Raw genomic sequence first — 26634 nt, 5'->3', positions numbered from 1 at the left:
CGAAGTCAGTCGGTCAGTTCCAGTTTGATTTCCGGGTTCGATTCCGACACCGTGATCTTGAGTGGTGTCGTCGTCGGACTGCTGTATTTGATCGGAATGGCGCTTTTCATCGAGACCCCTTCGGGTGTTGACTCATAGGCATTCACGGTCACCTGGTGTGCGCCGGGAATGGCACCGTCAGCGTTCTCAAAAGTACGCAAAGTAAATTTACCCTGGGGATCCGTTCGTCCCGTTGCCGGTTTTCGTCCCTGCAGGGGATAAAACATGATCGATGCATCGGGCACTGGCTTTCCCTGGTAAGTTACGACTCCATTCACGGCAACCGTTTCCGGCAGATCTTCATCCAGTCCGCCGCCACAACCGCTGCACCAGAGAACAAGGAGTAACAGGATTCCCGTTCGACCAGAATTGTTAGTGATCAGCATTTTTCGCTCCCGCTTGGAATGACTGAGAATTTTCAGGTGTCATATTAAGTCGTCATTCAATACGTGAAACCACCCACGGGCAGACCATCCATCGGGTGTCCCAACTGCTGGTAGGTGAGAAAATCCATGTTTTCACTGAAGAAGTGCACGCTGCCATCCACCATCAGGAAATGAGCGCCCCCTTCGTGGTAGCTGGATGCAGCGAAGCCGTCGATCCAGCCGTGGGCGCCGGAACTGATTCGAGTCTGCGCATCTCCCCAGACGGCAAACGGGTGGTTGATGGGAAAGGCAGTCGTCATCGGAGAATGCCAGGCAGCCCAGGATGACCAGGCATGGAATCCGGGAGAATTCTCACCCACAAACAGTACGTTCGACGTGCCATCGAGGACATCGCGCATCTTCATCGTCCGGTTTGGTGTAATCAGACTGTTTCCACCTCCACTGGCCTGCAGTCCCATCCGGCGGTCAAACATGCCATGCGGCATCGGGGATGCAGTCAGTGACTGGTCATACGCGCGACCATCCACTCCTTTGTAAGTGGTTACGGCAATATTATTACGCGAAGCAGCAGGACAGCTGGCCGGAAAACACCAGTTCGACCAGACCTGATTTCCGCCACTCACATTGTTCGCCGATGGATCACTGGGGCAGTGAAAGAGGCCCAGGGGGGTCTGTGCGACTTCCAGGTTGCCGGCGTCGACAATATTTCCATTGAAGTTGATCTTGTTATACAGGGGAGCCTGGTCTACGTAAGGCAGAATCATGGCCCGCCAGCCAAACGAATTTCCGGTGTCGCCGTGACTGATGGGAAATACATTGTGGCTGTCATGGTAGTTGTGAGTGGCCAGTCCCAGCTGTTTCAGATTGTTTTTACACTGGCTCCTGCGGGCAGCTTCCCTGGCTTGTTGAACCGCAGGCAATAGCAGTGCAATCAGGATCGCAATAATGGCGATCACAACCAGGAGTTCGATGAGCGTGAATCCGCGATTCTTAAAGATGGAATGTTTCATCTTTGGTCCCTCTCAAACAGTTTAAATTGACTGCACAGGCCCGCCCGGGGAGTGGCGCGAGATCAGACGTACCAAAGCCTGGCAGCGCTGGAATTAAAAAATATGATTTCAGGTTTCAATAGACTGTATTCTCTGATTCAGTGTTTCCTGGTTCGGTGGTTTTATCATTTCCGGTACCGGTCCCAGTGTCATGCCCGTATAGACTTCTGCCGGCATGATGCTGGTCTCGGGGGTTTCAATCGGAAGTTCGCCGCTGCGCATCTGGTTTAACAATTGCACTGCGCGATGTCCCAGCTGCGTTTCGTTGACGGTGACTGAAGCGATCTGCTGCTGCAGTACGCTGTGTCGAATCTGGTCGCCCACACCAATCAGGGAAATGTCGTCCGGCATCCGCAGTCCCATTTTTGTCAGATGCAGGTAAATGCGTTCCGCCATCGAATCGAAGCTGGTGAAGATGGCTGTAGGGCGATCAGGCTGACTTAATATGCGTTTCAGTGCCGCTTCGATTTCATTGTCAAGTTCCTGCATGTCAATGGTCCCGTCGGTACCGAAGTAGCAGTGATCGGCTGGCAGCTCACAATCCACGTTGGCAAGTGCTTTGCGAAAACCTTCCAGGTAAAGATCGGTTGTCTGTGTGCAGTGTGGTGCGAAAAAGGAGACGCGTCGATGCCCCTGCTTGACTAACGCTTCTCCCGCCATTCCGCCAATCTGTTCAAACGGAAGTCCCAGTAACGGTGCCGTAATCCCCTCAACAGGGCGGTGGCACAGGACGACGGGAATACCCGCTTTCTGCAACTGACGAATCTGATAGGCGGGAGTGGGGGGCGTACTGGCTGGTACGATTGCGACGCCTCCGACCTGATTGTCGATCAGTTGCAGGATCGCATTCCCCTGTTTGTCGATATTGTTTCTTGTGCAGCAGACCAGCATCTGGTTCTGCGACTGACTGGATGATTCTTCAAAGCTGTGCTGTAGAGACGGGTAGTATCCCGATAACACTTCAGGAATCACCAAAGCCAGAATATCCAGTCCGCTCGCCAGCCGTTGCCGCGCATTTTCATGCACGAACGTCCCTTTTCCCTGAACGCGGCTGACCAGTCCTTCCCGTTCGAGCATGCCCATCGCCTGGCGAATCGTACTGCGGGCACTTTCAAACAGGGTCGCCAGCTGCTGCTCGGAAGGGAGAGCCGTGCCGGGCGGAAGACTTCCTTCCAGAATCTGTTTCTTGAGATGATCCTGAATGCGTTCGTATTTCGCACGGGACGAATTTGATTCGCGACCATCGGGCAGGGAAGTTGACTCGAGTAATTCGCTGGCTGATAACAACTTGAATAGATCCCGAAAAGGAGAATGAGGTGAATAGGTACGTACAATATGGTACAACTGAATTTATGTCTGTCAAATAAAATCTTATGATATATAGACTTTAAAATAAGTGGTTTAAAAGCAGAGACGTAAATGAACGCCCGCCAGCTTTCTGAAACAAGGTCCATTCAGAGACGGGCAGGTAGGTACTATAGCCATACATCGTGGTCCTGTTTTTCAGGCGGTTCACAGGGAAGTGTGAGAAAGTCGTTGTTTCTGCAGGGAAAAGTGGAGGCTTCTGCCTATGATAGAGACAGGCTTGGTCTGTCACTGCAGTTGGTTGATATCGCTTGCGTTAAAACCATGCCCACTGCTGTTCAGTGCAGAGTCTGCGGAGTCTCTGGGAGAAAATTATTCGATCCCGATATTCATAGCGAAATCCTGCTTGCATCCCGTGAATAAACTGTTTCTACTATTTAAGTAGTGTATATTGCGAAAATTCCTGCCTTGTCTGAATCTCTGGTAAAACTCCCGTTTCTCCTTGGGTTTAGAGCAAAACTGACCCCCAGCAATTTGAATCATGCCTGACGATCTTGTCTTTATGATGGGGAATTTCGAAGCCCGAATTCCCCAGGACCGTGTTTATAGTAAATCACACCTGTGGTTTCAGCAGACCGCTGACCACTGGCGCGTGGGCTTTACTGCCTACTCGGTGCGGCTGCTGCAAGACGTCTATTTTCTGGACTGGTTTATCGATCCGTTCACGAATGTGCAGGAAAAACAGAAAATAGGTGAGATCGAAAGCTCGAAAGCACTGTCCGATCTCTATGTTCCCGCCAGTGGCAGGATTCTGGAATTTAATGGGGAATTATTAAACGATCCCTCTGCCATCAATCAGGCTGATAACTACGATAAAGGCTGGCTGTTTGAAATGGAGTCTGATGCACAATGGTTGACGCCAACGGAATATCTGCAAGTATTAGATGACGGCTGGGAACAGACCCAGCGGATTATTAAGGGACAACTCAACTAGAACTCATCACATTTAACCATAGCGTCTCTCAAACTATTATACTCGGTTCAAATGACCCTGGAGACGCTACAGTAAAACTGGACACAGTCTAGAGCGGTTCAGCATACAGTTGCTGCAGTTTCATGTTGAAAAAGGTTTACGGAATGGCTGAGAAAAAATTGACAGTGGTGATCTCGCAGGCTCAGGGAAAAAATCCCGCCAAACGTGAGCTGGAAGAATCCCTGGCAGCGGCGCTCCTGATGGAACCTGATATTGAAGTTTCTCTGGTTCCCCATCTCTACGATCTTTCCGCCGACCATACCGGAACACTGTTTCTGCAGGCACTGCGCGGCAATCTGGTGGTTCTCTCCTGGCTCTATCCCCGCGCCAATCACTGGATCCTGGATCGCCTGGGAGTCCGTGGTCAGGAAGGGGTCGTCCTGCTCAAAGAAGAAGTGGATGAAGACGAAGAGGAAGCACAGAAGGAAAAGGCACCCCCTTTCGAAAATCCCGAACGACTCAAAACGATTCCTGACCGCAAAATTTACTCGATCGATTTGCGCGTCAGCTCCAGCACTGAAGATTACCTCACGGAAATCAGACGTATTGCCAGTGATGCACAGGTTCAAACGTTTCAGCTGATGGACATGATCCAGCAGAGCCCGCGTCCCGCTCAGATTGAGAAATATCTCAAACCGCTGGATATCCTGCAGGGGCAGAAAAACAACACCATCGCGAAAGAAGAAGCACCACAACTGGAGCCCACCAAACGTCGCTGGTACCCGGTCATCGACTATGGCCTGTGCACCAATTGCATGGAGTGCATCGACTTCTGCCTGTTTGGCGTGTATGGCGTGGATCAGGGCGGTCAGATTCTGGTAGAAGAACAGGACAGTTGCAAGAAAGGCTGTCCTGCCTGCAGTCGCGTCTGTCCTGAAAACGCCATTATCTTTCCGGGACACAAAACCCCGGGGATTGCCGGCGCGGATGGTGAAGTCGCCGGCCTTAAAATTGATCTTTCCAAGCTTTTTGGGGCCCCCGACGCACTCGAGATGGCTGCCAGAGAAAGAGATGTGGAACTTGTCGCCGAGGGTCGCGATGCCGTCGGTATGTCAGTCGGCATCCCCCAACGCACTAAGATATCACAAGAGACCAGCGATGAACTGGACGAGTTGATCGACAGTCTTGATGCCCTCGACTTATAAGCGCCAAAAATAATAATCCAGACCCCGTATCCCAGAGACCTGTATGAGTGAGACCATCTCCTGCCAGCGAATTCAGGCAGCGTACCAGCGATCACGTGCGGAATTACTGTCGTTACGTAACAGCACGGGGCACTGGACGGGAGAACTTTCCACTTCCGCGCTCTCTACAGCGACTGCCATCATGGCTCTGGAAATGATCCGTCGAAAGCGACTTCCCGCGGACCTGTCCCTCAACACTTACATCGATAACGGTATCCGCTGGCTGGCGGAACATCAAAATTCCGACGGCGGCTGGGGCGATACCGTCAAAAGCTTCAGTAATATCTCAACCACGATGCTGTGTCATGCTGTCTTTCATGCGACCAAAAGTACGGAACAGTACGTTTCGCATGTTGTCAACGCCCGACAGTACATCGACCGGGTCGGAGGAGTAGAAGCGGTTGTCGCCCGTTACGGAAAAGACAAAACCTTCTCGGTTCCCATTCTGACCCATTGCGCTCTTGCCGGCCTCGTTAAGTGGAAGACGATTCCTGCACTCCCCTTCGAGCTCGCCTGTCTGCCGGCCCGATTCTATAAAACGGTGCGACTTCCGGTTGTCAGTTATGCGTTGCCCGCGCTGATTGCCATAGGGCAGGTCAGGCATCATTTCTGCAAACCGCGCAACCCGATCACCAGACTCATCCGTAAGCTGGCAGTCAAGCGCAGCCTGAAAAAACTGATTTCGATCCAGCCTTCGAACGGTGGTTTTCTGGAGGCGGCACCGCTTACCAGTTTTGTGACCATGAGTCTGGCCGGCATGGGCTTGACCGACCATCCCGTTGTGCAGAAAGGATTACAGTTTCTGCTCGACTCGGTCAGACCCGATGGCAGCTGGCCCATTGATACCAACCTCGCTACCTGGACCACCACGCTCTCTGTAAATGCCCTCGAAGGCACACTGGCGGAGTTTGAGAAAACACCGATCCGCGAATGGCTGCTCCAACAGCAATACAAAGAACTGCATCCTTACACTTCGGCAGAGCCGGGAGGCTGGGCCTGGACCGATCTGCCCGGCGGTGTACCCGATGCCGACGACACCCCCGGCGCCATCCTGGCTTTATTAAACCTTCAACCGGATGAACCCGATACGCAGCAGCCAGCTGATTTACAGGTGGCACTTCGCAATGGTGTCAAATGGCTGCTCGATCTGCAGAACAGCAACGGGGGCTGGCCAACGTTCTGTCGAGGCTGGGGTGCGCTCCCCTTTGATCAAAGTGCCGCTGATATCTCGGCGCATGTGATTCGCGCATTGCAGGCCTGGTTACAGACGGAACCTGAGTCAGCAGAGGCCGAATTACGTCTTCGAGCGGAACGTGCTGTCAGAAAATGCTTTAAGTATCTGGCGACGGTCCAGCGTCCCGATGGGTCCTGGCTCCCGCTCTGGTTCGGAAATCAGCATGTCGAAAATGATGAAAATCCGGTTTACGGTACCGCGCGGGTCCTGGCTGCCTACGCCCAGGGAGAACAATGTGGTTCAATTCAGGCAGAACAGGGCATCCTGTTTTTGAAATCCGTCCAGAATCTCGATGGAGGCTGGGGGGGCGCAACCAGTGCTCCGTCCAGCGTAGAAGAGACGGCACTTGCCGTGGATACGTTACTGGCACTGGGGTTGGAACCTGCGGACCCCGTGGTCGCTCAGGGGCTTAACTGGCTGTCAGGACGGGTTGAGAACGGTACCTATACAGAAACAACGCCGATCGGCTTTTACTTTGCGAAGTTATGGTATTTCGAACAACTTTATCCAATTATCTTTACTGTTTCAGCCCTGCATCGTGCAGAGACCGTTTTGAAAAAATCTGCGGATGACAATTTAAGATTGTCGCTTGAGGAGGAGGATTACCCTATAATGAGCGTTAAGGAAAAATAGATCCCCCCCGTTTCCAAACCAATTTGAATTCAATCCTTCAACGATCGCTCGATTGAGTTATTAACCATAGAGGAGTGTTCCGTGTCCATTGCACCTTTAGACCAGGAAAGTTCTGAAGATAAAATTGTACCCGGCTCAAGCAAAGCTGAAGTACGCTCTTCCGATAACAAAAAACCGGTCAAAAGAAAACGCCAGAGTACCAGTCATCTGAAAGCGGTACCGGAAACCTCTGCGCTGCGCGAAGAAATGAAGGCCGAAGCGGAAAAGTTCGTCGAGAAGCTCGACTGTTCCAATCCCTTCAACAAAACGACGCTGGAAGCCTGGTCGCGTGAATTGCTGGAGCATATGAATCAGCCCGAAAAGTTTCTGGGCTTCATGATGGTCCTGATCGGGAACTTTTTCTGGAAACGGCAGTTCCTGGCAATTCCCTTCGAACGCCGCCTCCTGCTGTTGCCTCACTGCCTGAAGCACGCCGAAGGCTGTCCTGCAGAATACGATGAGTTTGGTCTCGATTGTGAAAAGTGCGGCGCGTGTTCGATCGCCGACTACAAAGTCAGAGCCGAACAGTTGGGATACAAAGTACTCGTTGCCGAGGGCTCACCCGTTGTCCTCAAAATCATCGTCGGCGGTTACGTGGACGGCATCCTGGGAGTCGCCTGTCTGAACGTCCTGGAAAAATCGATTGATAAAGTGCTCATCGCCGGCGTTCCGTCCTATGCGGTTCCCCTGCATTCCGGCGACTGTAAAAATACGAAAATGGATGAACCCTGGATCTGGGAAGTCCTGGAAGAATACCGTCCTCTGGAACAGCCGCTGACACGCAGCTATCTGCCCACCATGCGGGCCGCCAATGCACTGTTTGAAGATAACTTCGATCAGATTCTACCTCCGCTGCGTACAAAAACCGAAGCCGCCGCCCGGACTCCACTGGGTAAGACAGAAGCCATTTCCTACGACTGGCTCAAGCATGGCGGAAAACGGTTCCGTCCCTTTATCACTCTGGCCGCTTACGATGCACTCATCAAAGCACAACAGGCGGATGACACAGCAGAGACCACCTATCCCCTGGGCGTGCAGAAAGCCGCCATGGCCATTGAAGTCTTCCATAAGGCTTCACTGATTCACGATGACATCGAAGACGATGACCAGTACCGATACGGTCGTGAAACCCTGCATCGTCAGCATGGCACCGGCATGGCCATTAATATCGGCGACTACCTGATCGGTGTCGGGTATCGCCTGCTCAACGAAGCCCGGGCCGATATCGGCGCTGAAGCTGCTTCCGACCTGATCGAAAAAATGTCCGCTGCCCATATCCGACTCTGCGAAGGGCAGGGGGCCGAGATGGCCTGGCAGGAAAGCGAAACCTTCGAACTGGCACCGCTTGATGCATTACAGATCTATGCACTCAAAACATCACCGGCTTTCGAAGCGGCTCTCTACGCCGGCATTCGCATGACCGGTTCGGTGGGCGAGTACGAAGAACTGATCTCTTCCTTCTCAAGGCATATCGGCGTTGGGTTCCAGATCCTGAATGACCTCAAAGACTGGCAGGGAGACGACAATAACAAGCTGATCTCCGGACAGGATGCCCTGGCGATGCGACCGACGCTGCTGTTGGCACTGGCACTCCAGACCGCCGACGATCAGCAGAAGGCCGACCTGAAAGACATTCTGCAGGGACATCCCAGCGATGGGGCTCGCATCGGTCGTCTGCGTCAAATCTATCAGGACTGCGATGTCTTTAACAAAGCCGAAGCCCTGGTCGATAAATCACGGGCCCGGGCCGAGGAACTGGCGGAAAACGTCGAGAACGAAGACTTCAAACAACTGCTGATGTTCTTCTGCGATACCGTGCTGGCCGAAGAAACTCCCGAAGCCAAACCGGAACCCCAGGTGTTGATGCCGACTGCCTGATCGATGAAAGGTACTCTCGCTGTTTCGCAATCAGCGGGTGGGCCCGAATAAAATTCGGGCCGAGCGCAGCGAGCAGGAGGTCGCAGGGAAAACGGACAATTTATTTTGCATCTCACATTTCACGTACAGAATGGCACTAGTCACCGGTAAGTGTGAAAGCATCGATTTCATCTACCGGTTTCCAACGCTTACCCACTCACAGGAAAGCAGTTCTCATGCTACAGGATTTGCTCATCAAACTGTGGTTTGTTCTGCTGATTCTTGGTGTCTCACTAGGACCGACGACTCCCCTCCTGGCGGAAGAAGGCAAGGCTGCAAAGGAAGCCGACCGCTTTCCATTTCCGGTCAAAGTCGATTCTGAAGCAGGGCAAACAGACGGCTTACCGAATCGGGTGCAGAATCCCTCTTCAGGAATGTGGTATGCGCTGGTTCCTGTCGGCACTTACACCATCGGCTCAGATCAGATTTGGGATTCGAAAAAAATCCAGATACAACTGAGCCCCTATTATATTTCTGAAACGTGCGTGACCCGGGCTCAACTGGGGCAGGGATTGCTGAAAAACCTGTTACAGAAAGAATGGTTTGGCGAAGAAATGCGCACACTGATTCGCCAGCTTCCTGAGGAACAGCAAGCCGACTTTCGGTTGTTGGATTTTATGATTAGTTTCTATACTGAACGAGATGAATGGGGCGATCTTTTGGATCTGAATCCAGAGTTAGCAAGTGCCTTCAAAGATGCCTATGACAAGTTCTTTACTGAGCCTGAAGACAGCGCAAAGTATGAAGAAGGGGAAGAACGCACCCTGGAAGAAGACATCAAGAGTATCAGGCTCACATCCCGACAGAGACAGACATTAACAAAGGTCAAAGAGGTACTCACTGCGAAACTGAAGCATCTGCCGCAAGGTCAAGCTCCCTATGTCCGTGCTTCGTACAGAAATGCAGTCTCTTATGCTGAGTGGCAAGGAGTCAATCTACCGACTGAGGCACAGTGGGAAGTGGCAGCAAGATTGTCAAGTGCTGGCAAACTCAATGTGGATAGCATGGTGGGAAACAGTCGAGAATACTGCTCAGATTCTTATGCATACGATTATTTCCAGAGAAAGAAGCACTTTAAGGATCCAACTGGCCCTCGTCGTGGAAAATTAAGTGACGAGCAACTTGAAAGAGAAACTCAAGTTTCCAGTCTCAAGGTGATCACTCAAATTGTTGCTTTAAATGCCGTTGTGATACGTGGAGAAAGTATATCGAAACGCGAGTATTCTCTCGCTCACTCGAATTCAAATAAGTCTCGGCGGATCCGGCTTGTCATTAATCCAAATTAAGTCTATTGATCAACAGGGAGCGAGTTTCTGATGTCACACAATCTCTCCGGAATTATCTTTAGGTTTTTTGGTTTCGTTATGTGCTTGGGGCTCTTCTATGTGATGTTGACTAATGCGAATGATCTGCTTGCCGAAGAACTCACACCGAAACTCGAACCCCACCCCGACGCGGTCGCCAATACCCATGCCCCAGGCGAAGTCGATAAGCCGGAACTCGTCCCCTTCATTGTGCCCGATCCTGCAAAACTGAAAGGCATCGTCGTTGATGAAACCCAGGCAAAGCTGATTGGCGTCTGGCAGTATTCGACGCACACGCCCCCCTACGTCGGTCTCGGCTACCTGCACGATCAGAAAAAAGGGAAGGGGGAGAAAGCCGTTATCTTCACACCCGATCTCCCGCAGCCCGGCCGCTACGAAGTCCGACTCTCGCACTGTTACAATATCCGCAGGTCGACCAACACCCCGGTCACGATTCACCACGCCGAGGGTGAAAAAATAATCCGCATTAACCAGCAGCAGATCCCCGCACACCACAAGCTGTTCCGCAGTCTGGGCACCTTTCGCTTCGACAAAGGGAAAGCGGGCTGGGTGAAAATTTCCACCGACGGCACCGACGGGAAATACGTGATTGCCGACGCCGTGCAGTTTCTGTTCGTCGGCGAATGAACGTTTCGTGTGGTCTCCTGTTGTCTGCGACAACCCCGGATTACATCCGGGGGCACCCTTTCTTTCACATGAGCCGTACAGAGTTGGTCGCAGTTTCTGCAGGTCGGGAGACAACCGGCGCTAACGCTCTGCGGCTAATAGAGAATGCTCTTCGGTTTATTGCACTGCCACCACCCACTTTTACTTTCGTGCTTTTCGTGGTAGTAAAAAAGAGCCAGATACAGCAAATTCACAGGCGAGTCTAGTGAAACAGAAAGACGGGCTTTTGTTGTAAATATGACAAAATGAAATAATTCCTCGATCAAAATCCTGTCTTGTACTATAACATGATGATCCGCGCGGATCCCACCTGCTCTTCTCATTGCGTTCTCTGCTTTATCAAAACTGATGTCACGGACGACTGATGTTCTTGTTACGCTTCATTTTCATCTTCTCGATCATCGGATATGGCCTTGGTATCCAGCAGAGTTTGCTTGCGCAGACTGAAACGCCGGGCCATGTTTTCCTTTCAGAACCGTCGGAAACCGTACTGGCGGGATTTCTGCCCCTTGATCGCAGCTTGCGGGTGGAAGATGGCCTTCCTCTGGATGAGGTCCTACCACCGGCGGAAGAACCATTTGAGGCAGAGAGCGATGAACCATCGATTACAGAACGACCACTTGATTTGAAATCTCTCATGAGACCGCGGTTTGACAGCTCAGCCGAATGGGAACCAGAGGTGGGCGGAGTGGGAATCAGTTCTTATGACTTGTCGATGAAGATACCCGTCTATCCGATTTTCGGGCCTCCGCCTCCGTTTCTCAATTTCGGTTATTCATTCACACAGATCGATGCCCCCGCTGCGCTGGATTTACCCCAGAGCCTGAATGAATTTTCGTTTGGGATGTCATGGATGCGCCCGATCAACGAAAAATGGATGGCCCGATATATGCTGAATGGTGCATTCGCGTCGGATATGGACAATACCAGCAGTACCGCCTGGCAGATCCGAGGCGGTATGTTTGCCATGTATCGTCCCAATGAGACCTGGAATTTTGCGTTTGGGGCGCTTGCCACCGGTCAAAGTGATCTTCCGGTTCTGCCGGTCCTGGGAGCTATCTGGCAGCCGCGTCCTTCGCTCAAAGTCGATTTAATGCTGCCTAGTCCAAGAATCTCTCTGCTCTTATCCGAGTCTGAGTCGCGTCAGCACTGGGCCTATGTTGGCGGCGGATTTTCAGGAGGCACATGGGCCTATCGGCGCGCCAACGGATTGGGAGAACGACTCAACTATCGCGAGTTTCGCTTTGTATTGGGTTGGGAAGCCACGCCCCCTAAAAAGCCGGGATCTTTTGGCTCCAGTGGCACGAGGGTCAACGCAGAGATCGGCTATGTATTCGGCCGAAAGTTTGAATTTGACAACAACGTGCCTGACATCAAGGTTGGTAACACACTCCTGCTTCGTTCCGGAATCAGCTTCTAGACTGTGTCCCGTTTTAGAGTAGCGTCTCTAAGGCTATTTGGAACAAAAATCATAGATTGAGAGTCGCTCTAATTAAATGTGAAACGCTCCATGCGGATCGATAAAGATGGGGCTCACTTCTCCTGGTCTACTTGACGGTTCAATCCACCTGAGGTGGCAGGTTCCCGTATTCCCAGGGATTATTACTGAAGGCGGGAGCCGCAGGGCGCTCAGGTAGTTTGTCGGGCGTCAGCTCTTTTGACAGTTCCACAGCAGCCTCGACCATCTGCGGGCCGGCAGTGATTTCCAGGTTACTGTAACTGGAGAGCCGGGTTTCGTATCCGCCGCCGTTTTTGTCGAAGGCTTCTTTGGTAGGCACATATCCGACACAACCGTTTGCCAGTGAAACCGGGAACGTGATCGGGAAGGGGCTGCCCTCCTTGATGTCCAGGCCGAGCTGACAGAAGAATTCGGCAGGGTCGGTTAACAGCACGACGGGTCCCAGCTGGACTGCTTGTACCTCGACGTCAGCAACAGGCTCTTTTTGCAGACGGGCATCCAGCAACACGGTCTCTTTCGCGAAGATCCAGTTGGTGGCTCCCGCTTTGCCTGGTCCTGCTTTTACCTGTTCCAGCGCTTCTTCCAGATGTTCCCTGCTCGGCTTGCGACGGGGAATCTTTAACATTTTCGTTTTACTGGCAATGGTTTCGAAATTCCCGCGCGGCATCGAGACCAGAACCTTAACTGCTTCCGCTCCTACGCGACCGCCGACAAAACGCGATGATTCTTCACTGGGGCGACGTTGAAATTTCGAGAGGTTATCGACCTGTGTTACATCTCCCGATGCCCCTGCCAGGAAAACCACGACCGTATCTTTTCCAAAGAAACCACGAATCACCTGTTCGACATAATAAATGTAATTCGCTGAGATACCACCCGGGTTGGTCGTGGCATGACATACGAAATTCACAATGCAGCCTTTGAGTTGTCCCTGCTCATCCCAGACGCCGATCACACCGACTTCGGGATCAACGGGGCCGGCCGGTTTGACGATATCCGGATTCCCAGGCCGGGGATGCGTATAGGTCAGACCGTTCCGCATGAAGAATCGGCGGTTGAAGGCCACCTGTTCTTCGATGCCCACGCCCGCTCCACATTCGGACGCGTTTCGTTTCTGATACGCTTCGCAGATTGCCTCCACACTCTGATCAACGACCGTTTCCAGATATGCAGTATCAGCCGTCGATGATTTCTCATATGCCAGTTCCTGTACGAATTTTGAAGCGTGATCGTATTCGCCGGGCAGGATCATGCCCATCGGCCCTGAAGAGTGCGAATGCGTCGCATGCAGCAGGATCGAGTTTGCTGGAATCTTGCATTTGGCTTCGACCCGCTGGCGGATTTCATCCACGGTGACCCGCCGAATAAATAATGCGTCCAGGCTCACGACCGCAACGACATTCTTCCCGTTGTCGAATACTGCCACTCGCACCTTGCAGGGATCGTGAAACGAACGATGAAACGATTTCCCGTAACCGCCCGGCTGTTCCATCCCGATCTCGGGCGTGATATCGCGTTCGGCGAAACCGACTTTGACTTGAGGCGTCTCTGCCGCCTGGAGGTTTGTTGTAGTAAGAACCAGGACACAAAGTGTGACAGCATGGCAAAGCAGGAAGCGCATCTTCATGGGAAAACTCGATCTTGATCAGGTGGGAAAACAGGAGGAACGTTTTCCTCATTGTAAACAGAATCAAAATCGGGTTGCTACTGAAGAAAGTTAAGAAATTCGAGCTGGGTTGAAATTTCTCTGAGGAAATGAAGTGATAGAGCGATCACCGTTGGACGAGCCAACGGTGCCACCCCATGTCTTCACTTCATTTTCTAACGTGAGCGTAGAACCTACGCCAGTTCGTAAGGCTTGCGGTATTCCTTCGAGAGCCATTTCGCGGCGTCTGCATCGCCTACGATGGTTTCCTGTTGCGGATCCCACTGGATCTTTTTACCGGTCCGCACGGCGATGTTACCGAGGTGGCAAACCGTGGCGGAACGATGTCCGATGCTGATGTCGGCGGCTGGTTTCTGGCGGGTCTTGATACACTCAATGAAATTGTCGACGTGCGCGATGTTCGCATCCCGGTTGACAATCTTTGGTACGTCGACTTCTTTCAACAGCTCAGGTGGATTCGCGATGATGCCGCCGCGATAGACAAACAGGCTCCCCTTGTCGCCGACGAACTCGGTTCCCTGTTTTTTACTGGGAGTGCCGGGTACCTGTCGGCAATTGAGAACAACGCCGTTGTCATACGTGTATTTGATGTTGGTGGAGTCGGGTGTTTCGTACCAGCCATCGGGATTAAAGGTCGCCGAGCCTTCCGCACTGACGGGGCCACTTTCGTCCATGCCGAGTCCCCATTGGGCGATGTCCAAATGGTGGGCACCAAAGTTGGTCTGCTGACCGCCACTGTAATCCCAGAAGAAACGGAACAGGTAGTGCACCCGGTTTTTGTTGTAGGGACGCTCTGGTGCCGGTCCCAGCCAGCGGTCAAAATCAAAGCCCTGCGGAGGGGCACTGTCGGGAACTGGTTTGCCGGCGCGTGCGATCCAGTTGGGGCCGGGCAGTGTCACGTTCACGGTATGGATCTTGCCGAGCAGACCGGACTGCACCAGTTGCGTTGCCAGGATGAATTCCTTTCCACTACGCTGCATGGTGCCTGTCTGGACGACCCGCTTGTGTTTCCGTGCCTCATCAATCATGAGGGGGCCTTCATCCACGACGAGTGTCAGTGGTTTTTCACAATAGACATCTTTGCCGGCACGGCAGGCTTCGACGGTCATCTTGGCGTGCCACTGATCGGGAACAGTGACAACGACGGCATCGAGGTCTTTGGAATCGAGCAGTCTGCGATAGTCGTCGGTCAACATTGCCGACTTGTTGGCATTTTTCTTCAGGAAGGTGTCTGCTTCTGCGAGGTAGTTCTGATCGAGATCACAAAGTGCTTCAATATTATTCAGGAAATACTTCATGTTATTCCGCGGACCACCCTGGTTGCCAACGCCAATCATACCGACCCGCACGCGTTCGCTGGGAGGGACTGCAGCAAAAGTGGAGCGATAGCTTTTGGCACTCAGCCCCATGAACAGCCCGCCATAGACAGATTTTTTCAGAAAGTTGCGGCGTGACAGATTGGACATAAACAGACTCCTCGAGCGACGAAATAAATAATATGGATGACTGGTGAAGTTCCCGTAGAAATCTCGCCTGATAGTACTTTCACGGGGCACTTATCATAGCAGCACCCGGACCTGAGTCAAACAGATTCAGATCGGACAGAACAACCGATTTTGATGCGACGAGGGGGGCGCGGCTAGTGAACTCGGGATTCTATTTTCGGGATTACTTTTTATAAAGGTTGTTCACGATTTGATTATCCTTGCCGCCGATGATCTGGACGGCTTGAGCGTCCTCACTGTCCGACAAATCGGTGCGAATCAGGCAATCGGAAACGCGGCTGTCGGACACGTTTTTCAACAAGAGTCCAATCGTGGAATAATCGAGAATCGTACAAGCGGTGATATTCATCCGCCGGGAATCACGAATTTCCAGCGCCGGTGTTTCATCACCCGTGCCATTAATCAGGTTACCGTTTAAAGAGATACCATCGCAGTCGGTCAACAGCATACCTACCTGGGCCGTCGCCCCATCGGCATAATGATAGCGGGGGCTGCGATCGAGTACATTATTCGCGATCAGAATATTATGGCAATCATGGATGCGGATGTTGTGGGTGTAACCTTTCCACATCGTATTTCCAGTGACTGTGACACCACGGGCGCTGGTGATTTCAATATTGGTCTGCACGTCGGAGAGCACGTTATCGGCGATCGTAATGTTACCATCACGGTGTTCGGTGGAATGCGGCCGGATATATGCGTTCTCATTAATGCGAATATTGGCAGAGCCCGGGGCGAAGTGATCGTGTTGAATCGTGCAACCCACGATGGCAATCTCGCCCACCATCGCACCTTCGGAATCGATCAGCACATTCGCCGTCGGTTTGGAATCTTTGTCTCCCATGTTCCCCTCGATATCACAGGTGCCAATCTGAAGATTGCGAATATCTCCCTTATTAACAACCACTCCGCCACCCGCGTTATAGGAGATGTGGCATCCCACGACATTCGACTGATGAATATTGACGTGATCATAATAGACGCCGACACCCCGGTTTTCATAAATATGACAGTTGGAAACAATCACATTCCGGTTGCGCTTTACAAAATGAATCGCATGCAGAGTACGACGGATAGTCAGTCGCGTGAGCGTGATCTGCATTGTGCCCGTCGCTTCGATTCCGCAGGCCTCCGGATGATCGCCGACAATCTCCAGGCCATCCACCATCGGGGAACGCTGATTGAGCCAGACGTTTTCCTTGACGGTGTGGGGGCTGGCAGTCCCCTCATGTGTGCCGATGAAACGAAATGCGGGGCCCGCGCCAGCCATAATGATCGTGGCGGTGCCATCCGAACTGAGTGAAGTTGGTCCCAGTTGATCCAGATCAATGTTAATCGTTTTAGTGATCCGGTAGATTCCTTTGGGAAACGTGATCTGTCCGATCTTGGAATTGATGGCCCGCTGGAGTGCGGCTGAGTCATCGGTTTTGCCATCTCCGGTTGCGCCAAACGATTTGACTGTCGTTATTTTGGATGGTTCGACAGACACAGGGCTCGTTTGTGATTTACTGTTCTCAGCAAAGTAAATCAGATAACCCAGAACAAGCAGGGTTGAAATACAAATCAGAATTCCACGCATGTGTCATCGCCTTGTTGCAGAGCAGGGGGGACTGAGAAGTTATTGTTGTTTTGATATTCTAAGCAAGTGAACCGTTGAATCACAAATGGTTCGTTATTATTCGTGGAAAGAATTCAAAAGAGAAAGAGCGGGTTTGCAGGTTTCAGCGGGAACGAGGCAACAGCGACTTTATTTCCTTTCGGTTCTGGATTATGTTGTGCAGAGATGTCCTTCCTTTTTCTGGTAGAAATGTAGCGTGATGATTGATCGACCTGATGACTCTGAAATTTCGCCCGGCGACCGTGACCTGTTGCAGTTGCATACGCGCTGGATGCGTTATGCCTACGATGAAGCCCGCGCTGCTTTTGAAGAAGATGAAGTCCCCGTCGGTGCCGTCATTGTGTACCAGGATCGGATCATCGCTGCCGCACATAATCAGCGCGAAATGTTGAGTGATCCCACGGCGCATGCGGAAATGATTGCCATTACGCAGGCTGCCGAATCACTGGGAAGCTGGCGTCTGTCAGACTGTGTGCTGTACGTGACCCTGGAACCCTGTCCCATGTGTGCAGGGGCGATTGTTCAGTCACGCCTGCCGCTGGTGATTTATGGAACCCGCGATGAAAAAGCAGGCGCCTGCCACTCCCTGTTTCAGATTACCAGCGATGCACGATTGAATCATCAGAGCACGGTGATCAGTGGTGTGATGCAGGAAGAGTGCCGCGGCATACTTCAGGAATTCTTTCGCCGTAAACGCGCAGAAGGAAAAAAATGAGCGTCTGGTTCGTGATGGTTTCATGAAGTTCATCACAAATTGAAAACAAGTTTTCTGCGACAGAATGATACACAGATAATCAAACAGGATTGAGTCTCACTCGTCCTCTGAAAGTAAAATAAAAGCGTAACTCATTTGTCAGATACGATGAAATGGATTTTGTCAAGTGAGATTCAGAGAAAAGAAACCTCATTAAAAATCGTTTCATTTTTTGATAACTTTCAGCTTGTCCTTCTGATTCGAGTTCGTCAGAATGTCCTTCACAATAACTATTCACAATTCACAGATTCAATTCTGAAATATCTTTGAGGCGAGCGAATGCATATTATCTCTCGTGGTGCGAATGAGAGTATCCTCATTGGGGAACATACCGTTGTTAAAGTACTTGAAGTATGTGAGGATCGCGTCAAACTGTCCATTGAGACACCGGGAGCGGAACCTGCCTATTGGGAGGAAACGGTGTACCTCGATCACTCTGAAGAATTAGAGTCCCTGGAAATCGGTGGCTAAGCCACTCTCTTCAAGAGACTTTCTGACCAGAGCTTTCTCTGGAGCGTTTATCCTGAATATCAGGTTCGCATTCTTTCTCTTAAGAAGCTGTGCTTTCCAGCCGCGCAGCCTTGGCGTTTGAGCCGAAATTTCTCACAATAGGCATGGCAGAATTTGAATCTGTCCACGCTGGTTGTGAAGTCAGCTGCCAGCAGGTGGAAACGTCAGTCCATTTATCTAGCAATCACTGTGAGGCTAATTGTGCCCGCCATATCGGAACAGGATGGGGAGTCGCTGGGGCTGGAGTCTCAGCAACTGCCACGTCACATCGCGATTATTATGGATGGCAATGGCCGCTGGGCTTCTCGTCGGGGATTTCCCCGCATTGAGGGACATCGCCAGGGCGTAAACAGTGTGCGCACCGTTGTGGAAGAATCCACGCGCCTGGAAATCGAACAACTCACGCTGTATTGCCTCAGCAGCGAGAACTGGAAACGTCCCGCGCTCGAACTGAATCTGCTGATGCAGCTCTTGAAAAAGTTCGTCATCGGTGAACGTGAAGAGATTATGCGGCAGAATATCCGCTTCACGACCATCGGGCGTCGTGATGATCTTCCCCGCGATGTGTTGATCGAAGTCGATAAAACGATTCGAGAGAGCCAGGATAATACCGGGATGCAGCTTTGTCTGGCGTTGAACTATGGCAGCCGTTCCGAAATTGTAGACGCCGTCAAATCAATCGTGGCCGATGTCGAACAGGGAAACCTGAAACCGGAAGCGATCAATGAAGAAGTGATCTCCGCACACCTTTATACCTCTGGCATGCCCGACCCTGATCTCGTGATTCGTACTGCGGGCGAAATGCGTGTCAGCAACTTTCTGTTGTGGCAGATCAGTTATGCCGAGTTATGGGTGACCGAAACTTACTGGCCTGACTTCAAAGTCGCCGATTACTGGCAGGCACTGCGTGACTTTGCCGCCCGTGACCGCCGCTTCGGTGGTTTGAAAGGATAAACGCAGCATGCTGGGCTGGCGGTTACTCGTTTCAGTGATCCTGATTCCTCTCCTGTTCGGTCTGTTTTATCTGGATCAGCGCGCGGGAACTACTGCTCCGTATCTGTATGGTTTGTGTTGCCTGATTATTTTTCGCGGCTGCTGGGAACTGACTCAACTGCTGACCGTACGAAATCTGAAACCCGGATACGCAATCGTCAGTCTGCTTTCATTATTGATTTGCTCGCTGGCCTGGTTGCCTTATTTCAGTGATTCCGATGCGGGCAGCGCACAAGAGAGCTCGCTGGCGCTGATGTCAGTTGGCTTTTCGATTTCAATTCTGCTCATCTTCCTGAAAGGTGCAATCCGATTTCAGGAGCCGGGACAGAGTATGGAAAACATCGGTGCAGAGATTCTCTCTGTATCCTACCTGGGATTTCTACTGGCGATACTGGCCGAACTGCGCTGGGTGGCGGGACCCGAGACCGGTTACCTGGCTTTAGGTTCCCTGATCATTAGCGCAAAAATGGGAGACATTGGCGGCTACACTTTTGGCCGATTATGGGGGAAGAAAAAACTGGTCCCACGACTCAGTCCGGGAAAAACCTGGGTGGGGGGCTTCGGGGCGATCTTTGGCGCGGCACTGGGATCACTGCTCTGGTTTCAATTCACGCCTGCTTTGTTTAATCCGCTCTGGTCTGGCAGCAGCTGGTTGTGGACGATTCTGTTTGGCGCCATCATTGGACTGGTCGGACTCGTAGGTGATCTATGCGAATCGCTCATCAAACGGGACGTCGGAAAAAAAGATTCCGCAGAACTCCTCCCCGGTTTTGGTGGTCTGCTCGATCTATTGGACAGTCCGCTTTATGCCGGTCCTGTTGCGTTTGTACTCTGGAAGCTACTGCCTCTGATTACGGTAGTTGCCGCGACCGGCAACTGATCTGTTCGCAAATTGCACCAGCGCAAAACGGGGAGCTGATCTGCAATCACAGGCAGGTAAGCATCTACGACTCCCTCGGCAGCCAGTGTCTCGACTGTAGAATCAGCGGGTAGATCCTTCGACTTCAGCAGGATCAACTCATCCGCGGGCCAGGTTAACGTCACCCACGCCGCGATGGAATCGCTGGTTATATCCCAGGAAGCAGGCAAGGGGGCGAAGTTCGCTGAGGTCGTTGCTTGCAGGTAATGTTCTGCGCAGAGAACGGGAATCTGATGCTGCTCCCAGGCTTGTTGTGCCGCATTCTGATTTGAAACCAGGCACGCGTCCGGTATTAGCTGGCACAACAGTCGTTCATTCAACTTCATCGCAGCAATCGCCAGCCAATGTGCGGTGGTAGCATCCAGTTGGTGAATTTCATCCCAGTGACGTACCAGATCGGCGGCGCTGCCACCACCACAGATCAGCAGCGGTCTGCGATCCTGTAGCTGTGCCAGAAACTCAGAGAGCCTGTCTTTCAGATCGGGGAGATCCAACAGGCTGCCTCCGAGTTTTAAGACACAAATCTTCATTCAATACAATCCAGCGAAGCAAGGGGCCAGGTACTCGCTTTACGCGCGGTTATCAGTCGATGATTTTGGAAATCTGATATTCCACGATGCCACACGCGCCCGCTGCTTTCAGTTTGGGGACGATCGTACGGACGACTGATTCTTCCATGATTGTGCTGATAGCGACCCAGTCCGGATCGGAGAGGGAAGAAACGGTCGGCTTCTGCAAGGCCGGCAGCAGGTTGAGCACTTTCTCCAGATCGGTGCGGACCACGTTCATCATTACGCAGACTTTGCCTTCCGCTGCCAGACAGGATTCCAGCATCATCGCGATGTTTTCCAGCTTTTCGCGTTTCCAGGGATCTTCATACGCCTGTTTGTTGGCGATGAACCGGGTTGTGCTCTGCATCAGTTCTTCTACAATCCGCAGGTTATTGGCCCGCAGTGAAGAACCGGTTTCGGTGACTTCGACAATCGCGTCGGCCAGCTTGGGAGGTTTGACTTCGGTCGCGCCCCAGGAAAATTCCACACTGGCTTTCACGCCATGCTTTTCCAGATAGCGTTCCGTCATGCCAACCACCTCGGTGGCAATGCGTTTACCCTCGAGGTCTTTGACCGACTGGATTGGTGAATCTTCCGGCACACAAAGTACCCAGCGGACCGGGCGGCGACTGACTTTGGAGAACTGCAGTTCACAGATTTCCTGCACGTCGGCGTTGGTTTCCAGGATCCAGTCGTAACCGGTAATCCCAGCATCCAGGATTCCCTGATCGACATAACGGGCCATCTCCTGTGCCCGGATCAGCAGGCACTCGATTTCGTCATCATCGATTGTCGGGTAGTACGAACGGGATGAAAATTTGATGACGTAACCGGCTCGTTTGAAGAGTTCAGCCGTCGATTCCTGTAAGCTTCCCGCGGGAATACCGAGTTTTAAGACCTTGTCGGACATGGTTCCTGTGTTTCTGAATTTGATGGTTTAATGCGTAATGTGTATGATATTAACAGTTTAAGTTTATGATCCATCACCAGTCGGGAATGAAATCGCAGGCAGATTCTCACCAGACGGTAAGAGAATTCTCACCCGCAAATTATCCCTTGCGCGTACTCTAACAGCTAAAAAACCGCAGTTCCAGTAGCCCGGAACGAGAATGTTCATAGAAAATCCCAATCAGTGGGCTTCCATCAAGAGTGCAGTTTCTCTAGGATCGTGCAAATACGCATTCAGGATACCCGATTCCAGCCCGATTTTCATTGCTGGAACCCGTGTGCATTCCCTGGAACGCCCCGGTATCCCTACGGAGATTTGAATCCGAACAGCCACAGAGACGTATGAATCGGCCTCTGTTCCGGCTTAAAGATAGATTTCGTTTCCACAGATATTTTTTAATGAGCAAGGAGAAATTCCTCGATGGCCGAGCAAAAAGCCACTAACGTGACCTGGCATGATCACCGTGTAACTAAAGAAGAACGCTGCAAACAAAATGGACACAAAGGCGCTGTCCTGTGGTTTACCGGTCTCAGTGGATCCGGCAAAAGTACGATCGCCAACACCGTCGATCACAAACTCTTCGAAATGGGCAAGCATACGTTTGTTCTCGATGGCGATAACATTCGCATGGGTTTGAACAAGAACCTCGGCTTCTCACCTGAAGACCGTACCGAGAACATCCGCCGCATCGGTGAAGTTTCCAAACTGTATACTGACGCCGGCATTCTCGTGATGACCGCTTTCATTTCCCCTTATCTCGAAGACCGCGATCAGGTTCGGGAAATCATGGGTGAAGGCGAGTTCATCGAAGTTTTGGTGAAAGCCTCTCTGGAAACCTGCGAAGAACGCGATCCAAAAGGACTCTACAAAAAAGCCCGCGCTGGCGAAATCAAAGGGTTCACCGGAATCGATGCTCCTTACGAAGCACCAGAAAAACCAGAACTGGTTCTGGATTCCGACGCCAAAGGCATCGACGAACTCGCTGACGAAGTCGTCGCTTACCTCGAAGCAAACGGATATCTGACCTACGCGTAAGTCGCGTTTGCAGTCAGATGCTTGAAAAACAAAAACCTCAGCCAGCGTATCATGCCGGTTGAGGTTTTTTCTATGCACATGAGACGAGTCCTATTCTTACTCGTCTTTCTTACTTTCAACTTTATAAGGACCCAGAGCCGCGTCTCGCAGGAACCAGTCTTGCGGACGGTTCTTGAGATTGTCCGAATACACGCGAATCGCCCGTTCGTCCCAGTATTGGGGAATGGAAGGATCTTCCGGGATGCGTCCTTGGTCATCGATTTCCTCCATCCAGGTATTCAAAGCAGACGCCAGTCGCTGCTTGACTTTCTGGTAGTCAGGGGAATCGGCCAGGTTGCTGGTCTCCCAGGGATCCTGTTTTAAATCATACAGCTCTTCTTCCGGTCGACTGTCCGCCATCAGTTTGAGAGACGGCCCGGTCAGTGCTCCTCTGCTGTGCAGATCTCTTAAAAGTCCAATTATCGGGTAGGACTTTTCCTTGTAGCGATTGATCTGCAGGAACGGGCGCTCGGGGTACTTGTTTCGCAGGTAGCGATATTGCTTGTCCCGTACCGTGCGAATATGGAACACCGTTTCATCGCCTCGATCCCGTCCGCCAAACAGATACTCGCGGGGGGGCTCTGCCTGTGCGCCCAGAAAGACCTGTCCCTGCATTTTTTCAGGTTTGGAGATGCCGGCGACTGCTAAAGAGGTGGCACTCAGATCGATGGAAGAAATCAGCTGCTCACTTTTTTGACCCCGCTGATACTGTGCAGGTGCAGGCAGGTTCGCGTTGCCTTCGGGCCAGTAAATGATCAGCGGAATATGCAGACCACTGTCGTAAGGCCACTGTTTGCCGCGGGGCATTGCCCGGCCATGATCGCCCAGAAAAACCACAATCGTATTCTTGTCGAGCTTGTCCCGCTTCAGTAAATCCAGAATGAAAGCAACCTTCTTATCGACAGCCATCACCGCATTCAGATACTGTGACCAGACGCCGCGGGTGACGGGGTGATCGGGATAGTAAGAAGGGATCTCAACTTTGGCAGGGTCCGCCTGGTAGCCGATGTGTTCGTGAGACGTATTCCAGGCTCCGCCTCGATGGGTTTCTGAAAAATTGATCTGGGCATAGAATGGCTGATGCTGTTTCAGTTCGTTCCAGTCCTTGAGGTCAAACGGCTGTTTGCCTTTGGGATAGGTGAAATTCCAGTCGGTCTTACCGGTTCCTTTATAGAACTTTGCCAGTTTTTTATCGTCTGTCAGATTTTTAATGTTCGCCGTCGTATAGCCGGCGGGACGGAACCAGTCGGTGATGACCCGCACGCCATCAGGCAGCGGGTTGGTGCCTTCACGGTGCGAACGATGGTTCTGCGCATCAATGGCCATCGCATACATGCCCGTCATGAATGAGGAGCGACTGGTCGAACAGACTGGGGTTACCGTGAATGCGTTCTGAAACAGCATGCCTTTTTCAGCCAGCTGATCCAGTGTCGGCGTTTTGACTTCCGGCGTTCCATAACAGCCCAGCTCGGGCCCCATGTCTTCCGCAATGATCCACAGAATGTTGGGCCGCTGGTCTGCGGCCTGCACATCATGGCTATGACAGAGGTACGAGAGAAGAACAAGACTGAGCGCGAACAGAAATCGATGCATGGATGAAACTCTTCACTACAGGAACCAGGTGAGAAGATTGAAACGATATTGTATGGTTTATCATCAGCGATCAAACAGGGATTGTCAATTATCTGCTGGCTTTAAGTGAACAGCTGCCACGCAAAGCAGCCTGAAACTGATGTTGCCCGCATCGATTGATGCAAGAAGTTCTGCCGACCCCCTGATCATTTTCGACTTGACCCCGCCACGCCAACAGCGATAAGCGTTGTTTTGGGTCGCGCGCGTGCCCAGTTTACAGAGCACTGAAACACGGGCCACTTGTTCGCAGTCATCACTATAAAACAGCCGGTTTTTTCCAGATAAGCAGTTCGCAGAACAGCACCTGTTCCGAATGTATGCCTGCGGGTCGCCGCACTTCGCAGCCTTTCACCCCGGAACCGCCACTGCTCACACCAGCATCGTCCCTGTATCAACGCAGATCGCCACCCGATTCGGTTCATCCCCCCTTGACACTCCCGCGCCTCTATAGAAAATAGTTCACCATGCAACGGTATCACAGTCACCAGACACCCCGGATAGAAAAGCAGATTGAACACTACAACAACGAACATAACTCAACGTCCTCTCATGCCGGTGGCACAGCTCGCTTGCCTGACGCTGCCCGAAAAACCAGTTCCCGCTCCTGATGCAGGGGTAAGCCCGAATATAATTCGGGCCGAGCGCAGCGAGCAGGAGGTCGCAGCTACCACGCACCACCCGGAACCGGGATTCCTATATCCATTCGGCACAGCCTCACAAGCCAGATCGTGGCTCACGGTTCCCTGACGTGATTCACCACAAATTATAAAGATCGGCTCCCACCCCCCGCAGATGAAAATCCTGCACCACTGGAAGTTTAAAAGGTGTCATTACTATTCACCGTAGAACATTCCAGATTAGCCGCAGAGCGTTAGCTCCGGTTGTCTCCCGATCTACAGAAACCGCGGCTAACGCTGTACGACTCATGTGAAAGAAAGGGTGCCCCCGGATGCAATCCGGGGTTGTCGCAGACAACAGGAAACTGTCAGTGAAATCGTACAAGCAGTTTCCAGATCACCAACCTGCCCAGCCATAGGAACGGAACCCACGTGTCCGTCTGACACGGTTCGCACCACAACGAGAACCGATGAACCTCTCGAAATCGATTTTTCTACCACGAAAAGACACGAAACCACACGAAAGTAAAGATGGGTAGTGGCTATAAAAATAAACCATAAAGCGTTCCCCATTAGCCGCAGAGCGTTAGCTCCGGTTGTCTCCCGATCTGCAGTAACCGCGGCTAACGCCGTACGGCTCATGCGAAAGAAAGGGTAGCCCCGGATGCAATCCGGGGTTGTCGCAGACAACAGGAAACTGTCAGTGAAATCGTACAATTCAGAACAACGTATCCCACCTGTTCATCATACAGCGCCCCATGTGTCCGCCTGCCTGGTGAGTATCGCCCTGGTATCACACACAATGGGAACAGCATGAAACATCTCAATCAGATTTTTCTACCACGAAAAACACGAAACCACACGAAAATAAAAGTGGGTGGTGGCTATAAAAATAAACCATAAAGCGTTCCCCATTGGCCGCAGAGCGTCAGCTCCGGTTGTCTCCCGATCTGCAGAAACCGCGGCTAACGCCGTACGGCTCATGTGAAAGAAAGGGTAGCCCCGGATGTAATCCGGGGTTGTCGCAGACAACAGGAAACTGTCAGTGAAATCGTACAATTAAGTTGCACGTCACCAACCTTCTTAACCGCAGGAACAGTCCCCACATATCCGCCCGCCTGGCAAGGTTCGCCCCCGTTTCACACCGTCATGGGAACCGATGGAACCATCGAAGTGGATGTTTCTACCACGAAAAACACGAAATGACACGAAAACAAGACAGTGGGTGAGCCCGGATGCAGTCCGGGCCGAGCACCGCGAGCAGGAGGTCGCGGCTGAAGCGTACCATTACAGGGCCGGTCTTCCGATACCTGCTCGGCACGTTCGGACACATGGGTAACACTCGTGTAAACTGCGATGTGTCTGCATTAGGGGCATAAAAAAACGCCCTGAACCAAAACTGATTCAGGGCGTTTCAAGTTGCCCGACTAGGATTCGAACCTAGACTAAGTGAGTCAGAGTCACTCGTGCTACCGTTACACTATCAGGCAAGACTTTGTGCCCGGCAATATTGACGTTGCCATTTCGTTGATAAGCTCAGTGGATAGCATCACTTGCAGCTTTCTCTGGCCATTATA

Annotated in this window: 21 protein-coding genes and 1 tRNA gene; 12 read left to right on the top strand and 10 right to left on the bottom strand. The window is 51.9% G+C overall.

Annotated features, from left to right (window positions below; all coding sequences use genetic code 11):
* Positions 1–5: 5 nt before the first annotated feature.
* The 3 genes from GmarT_RS22750 to GmarT_RS22740 form a co-directional block, all read right to left on the bottom strand.
* Positions 6–425 (bottom strand): carboxypeptidase-like regulatory domain-containing protein, encoded by a 420-nt coding sequence (locus tag GmarT_RS22750; RefSeq protein ID WP_002646969.1) that lies wholly within the window; start codon positions 423–425, stop codon positions 6–8.
* Positions 426–481: 56 nt separating this feature from the next.
* A complete protein-coding gene (locus GmarT_RS22745; RefSeq protein ID WP_002646970.1) occupies positions 482–1435 on the bottom strand; it encodes a DUF1559 domain-containing protein in 954 nt (317 codons plus the stop codon).
* Between the two features lie 108 nt (positions 1436–1543).
* Positions 1544–2761, bottom strand: coding sequence for a GntR family transcriptional regulator (locus GmarT_RS22740; RefSeq protein ID WP_002646971.1), 1218 nt, complete (start codon positions 2759–2761; stop codon positions 1544–1546).
* 559 nt (positions 2762–3320) lie between these two features.
* Here GmarT_RS22740 and GmarT_RS22735 point away from each other — a divergent pair.
* The 7 genes from GmarT_RS22735 (at position 3321) to GmarT_RS22705 (ending at position 12230) form a co-directional block, all read left to right on the top strand.
* Positions 3321–3773, top strand: coding sequence for a glycine cleavage system protein H (locus GmarT_RS22735; RefSeq protein WP_002646973.1), 453 nt, complete (start codon positions 3321–3323; stop codon positions 3771–3773).
* Positions 3774–3916: 143 nt separating this feature from the next.
* Positions 3917–4957, top strand: coding sequence for an ATP-binding protein (locus GmarT_RS22730; RefSeq protein ID WP_044238383.1), 1041 nt, complete (start codon positions 3917–3919; stop codon positions 4955–4957).
* Positions 4958–5000: 43 nt separating this feature from the next.
* Positions 5001–6863: a prenyltransferase/squalene oxidase repeat-containing protein gene (locus tag GmarT_RS22725; protein WP_002646975.1), complete on the top strand. Its 1863-nt coding sequence runs from the start codon at positions 5001–5003 to the stop codon at positions 6861–6863.
* 81 nt (positions 6864–6944) lie between these two features.
* A complete protein-coding gene (locus tag GmarT_RS22720; protein WP_002646976.1) occupies positions 6945–8780 on the top strand; it encodes a polyprenyl synthetase family protein in 1836 nt (611 codons plus the stop codon).
* Positions 8781–9193: 413 nt separating this feature from the next.
* Positions 9194–10105, top strand: coding sequence for an SUMF1/EgtB/PvdO family nonheme iron enzyme (locus GmarT_RS22715; protein WP_187782314.1), 912 nt, complete (start codon positions 9194–9196; stop codon positions 10103–10105).
* Between the two features lie 102 nt (positions 10106–10207).
* Complete coding sequence (locus GmarT_RS22710) at positions 10208–10771, top strand: golvesin C-terminal-like domain-containing protein (RefSeq protein ID WP_198139421.1); 564 nt, start codon at positions 10208–10210, stop codon at positions 10769–10771.
* Positions 10772–11174: 403 nt separating this feature from the next.
* Positions 11175–12230 carry a DUF6268 family outer membrane beta-barrel protein gene (locus GmarT_RS22705; protein WP_002646980.1) on the top strand — a complete coding sequence of 352 codons (1056 nt, stop codon included), beginning with the start codon at positions 11175–11177 and terminating at the stop codon, positions 12228–12230.
* 139 nt (positions 12231–12369) lie between these two features.
* On the opposite strand, the gene GmarT_RS22700 is transcribed toward GmarT_RS22705, so the two are convergent.
* The 3 genes from GmarT_RS22700 to GmarT_RS22690 all read right to left on the bottom strand — a co-directional run bounded on the left by GmarT_RS22700 (position 12370) and on the right by GmarT_RS22690 (position 17019).
* The gene (locus GmarT_RS22700) at positions 12370–13896 is read right to left on the bottom strand and encodes a hypothetical protein (RefSeq protein ID WP_002646981.1); all 1527 of its coding nucleotides are present in this window, start codon (positions 13894–13896) and stop codon (positions 12370–12372) included.
* Positions 13897–14108: 212 nt separating this feature from the next.
* Positions 14109–15401, bottom strand: coding sequence for a Gfo/Idh/MocA family protein (locus GmarT_RS22695; protein WP_002646983.1), 1293 nt, complete (start codon positions 15399–15401; stop codon positions 14109–14111).
* Between the two features lie 202 nt (positions 15402–15603).
* Positions 15604–17019, bottom strand: coding sequence for a right-handed parallel beta-helix repeat-containing protein (locus GmarT_RS22690; RefSeq protein ID WP_002646984.1), 1416 nt, complete (start codon positions 17017–17019; stop codon positions 15604–15606).
* A 238-nt stretch (positions 17020–17257) separates the two neighbouring features.
* On the opposite strand from GmarT_RS22690, the gene tadA reads away from it, so the two are divergent.
* The 4 genes from tadA (at position 17258) to GmarT_RS22670 (ending at position 20195) form a co-directional block, all read left to right on the top strand.
* Positions 17258–17773 carry a tRNA adenosine(34) deaminase TadA gene (gene tadA, locus GmarT_RS22685; protein ID WP_002646985.1) on the top strand — a complete coding sequence of 172 codons (516 nt, stop codon included), beginning with the start codon at positions 17258–17260 and terminating at the stop codon, positions 17771–17773.
* Positions 17774–18091: 318 nt separating this feature from the next.
* Entirely contained in the window at positions 18092–18283 is a 192-nt protein-coding gene (locus tag GmarT_RS22680; protein WP_002646987.1) for a carbon storage regulator, read from the top strand.
* A 240-nt stretch (positions 18284–18523) separates the two neighbouring features.
* The gene (uppS, locus tag GmarT_RS22675; RefSeq protein ID WP_002646988.1) at positions 18524–19276 is read left to right on the top strand and encodes an undecaprenyl pyrophosphate synthase; all 753 of its coding nucleotides are present in this window, start codon (positions 18524–18526) and stop codon (positions 19274–19276) included.
* A 7-nt stretch (positions 19277–19283) separates the two neighbouring features.
* Positions 19284–20195, top strand: a complete 912-nt coding sequence (locus GmarT_RS22670; RefSeq protein ID WP_002646989.1) for a phosphatidate cytidylyltransferase — start codon at positions 19284–19286, stop codon at positions 20193–20195.
* Here GmarT_RS22670 and GmarT_RS22665 read toward each other — a convergent pair.
* Entirely contained in the window at positions 20120–20764 is a 645-nt protein-coding gene (locus GmarT_RS22665) for an amino acid kinase family protein (RefSeq protein ID WP_052301256.1), read from the bottom strand. The genes GmarT_RS22670 and GmarT_RS22665 overlap by 76 nt on opposite strands.
* A gap of 52 nt (positions 20765–20816) precedes the next feature.
* Complete coding sequence (gene hisG, locus GmarT_RS22660) at positions 20817–21695, bottom strand: ATP phosphoribosyltransferase (protein WP_002646992.1); 879 nt, start codon at positions 21693–21695, stop codon at positions 20817–20819.
* Positions 21696–22154: 459 nt separating this feature from the next.
* Between hisG and cysC the strand changes: the two genes are divergently transcribed.
* Positions 22155–22769: an adenylyl-sulfate kinase gene (gene cysC / locus GmarT_RS22655; protein WP_002646993.1), complete on the top strand. Its 615-nt coding sequence runs from the start codon at positions 22155–22157 to the stop codon at positions 22767–22769.
* Between the two features lie 96 nt (positions 22770–22865).
* Here the strand turns inward: cysC and GmarT_RS22650 are convergent, their stop codons facing one another.
* Positions 22866–24401: an arylsulfatase gene (locus GmarT_RS22650; protein ID WP_002646994.1), complete on the bottom strand. Its 1536-nt coding sequence runs from the start codon at positions 24399–24401 to the stop codon at positions 22866–22868.
* 2075 nt (positions 24402–26476) lie between these two features.
* A tRNA-Gln gene (locus GmarT_RS22645) sits at positions 26477–26547 on the bottom strand.
* Positions 26548–26634 lie beyond the last annotated feature (87 nt).

The organism is Gimesia maris, assembly GCF_008298035.1.
Lineage (GTDB): Bacteria > Planctomycetota > Planctomycetia > Planctomycetales > Planctomycetaceae > Gimesia > Gimesia maris.
This window is presented reverse-complemented; position numbering and strand designations above follow the sequence as displayed.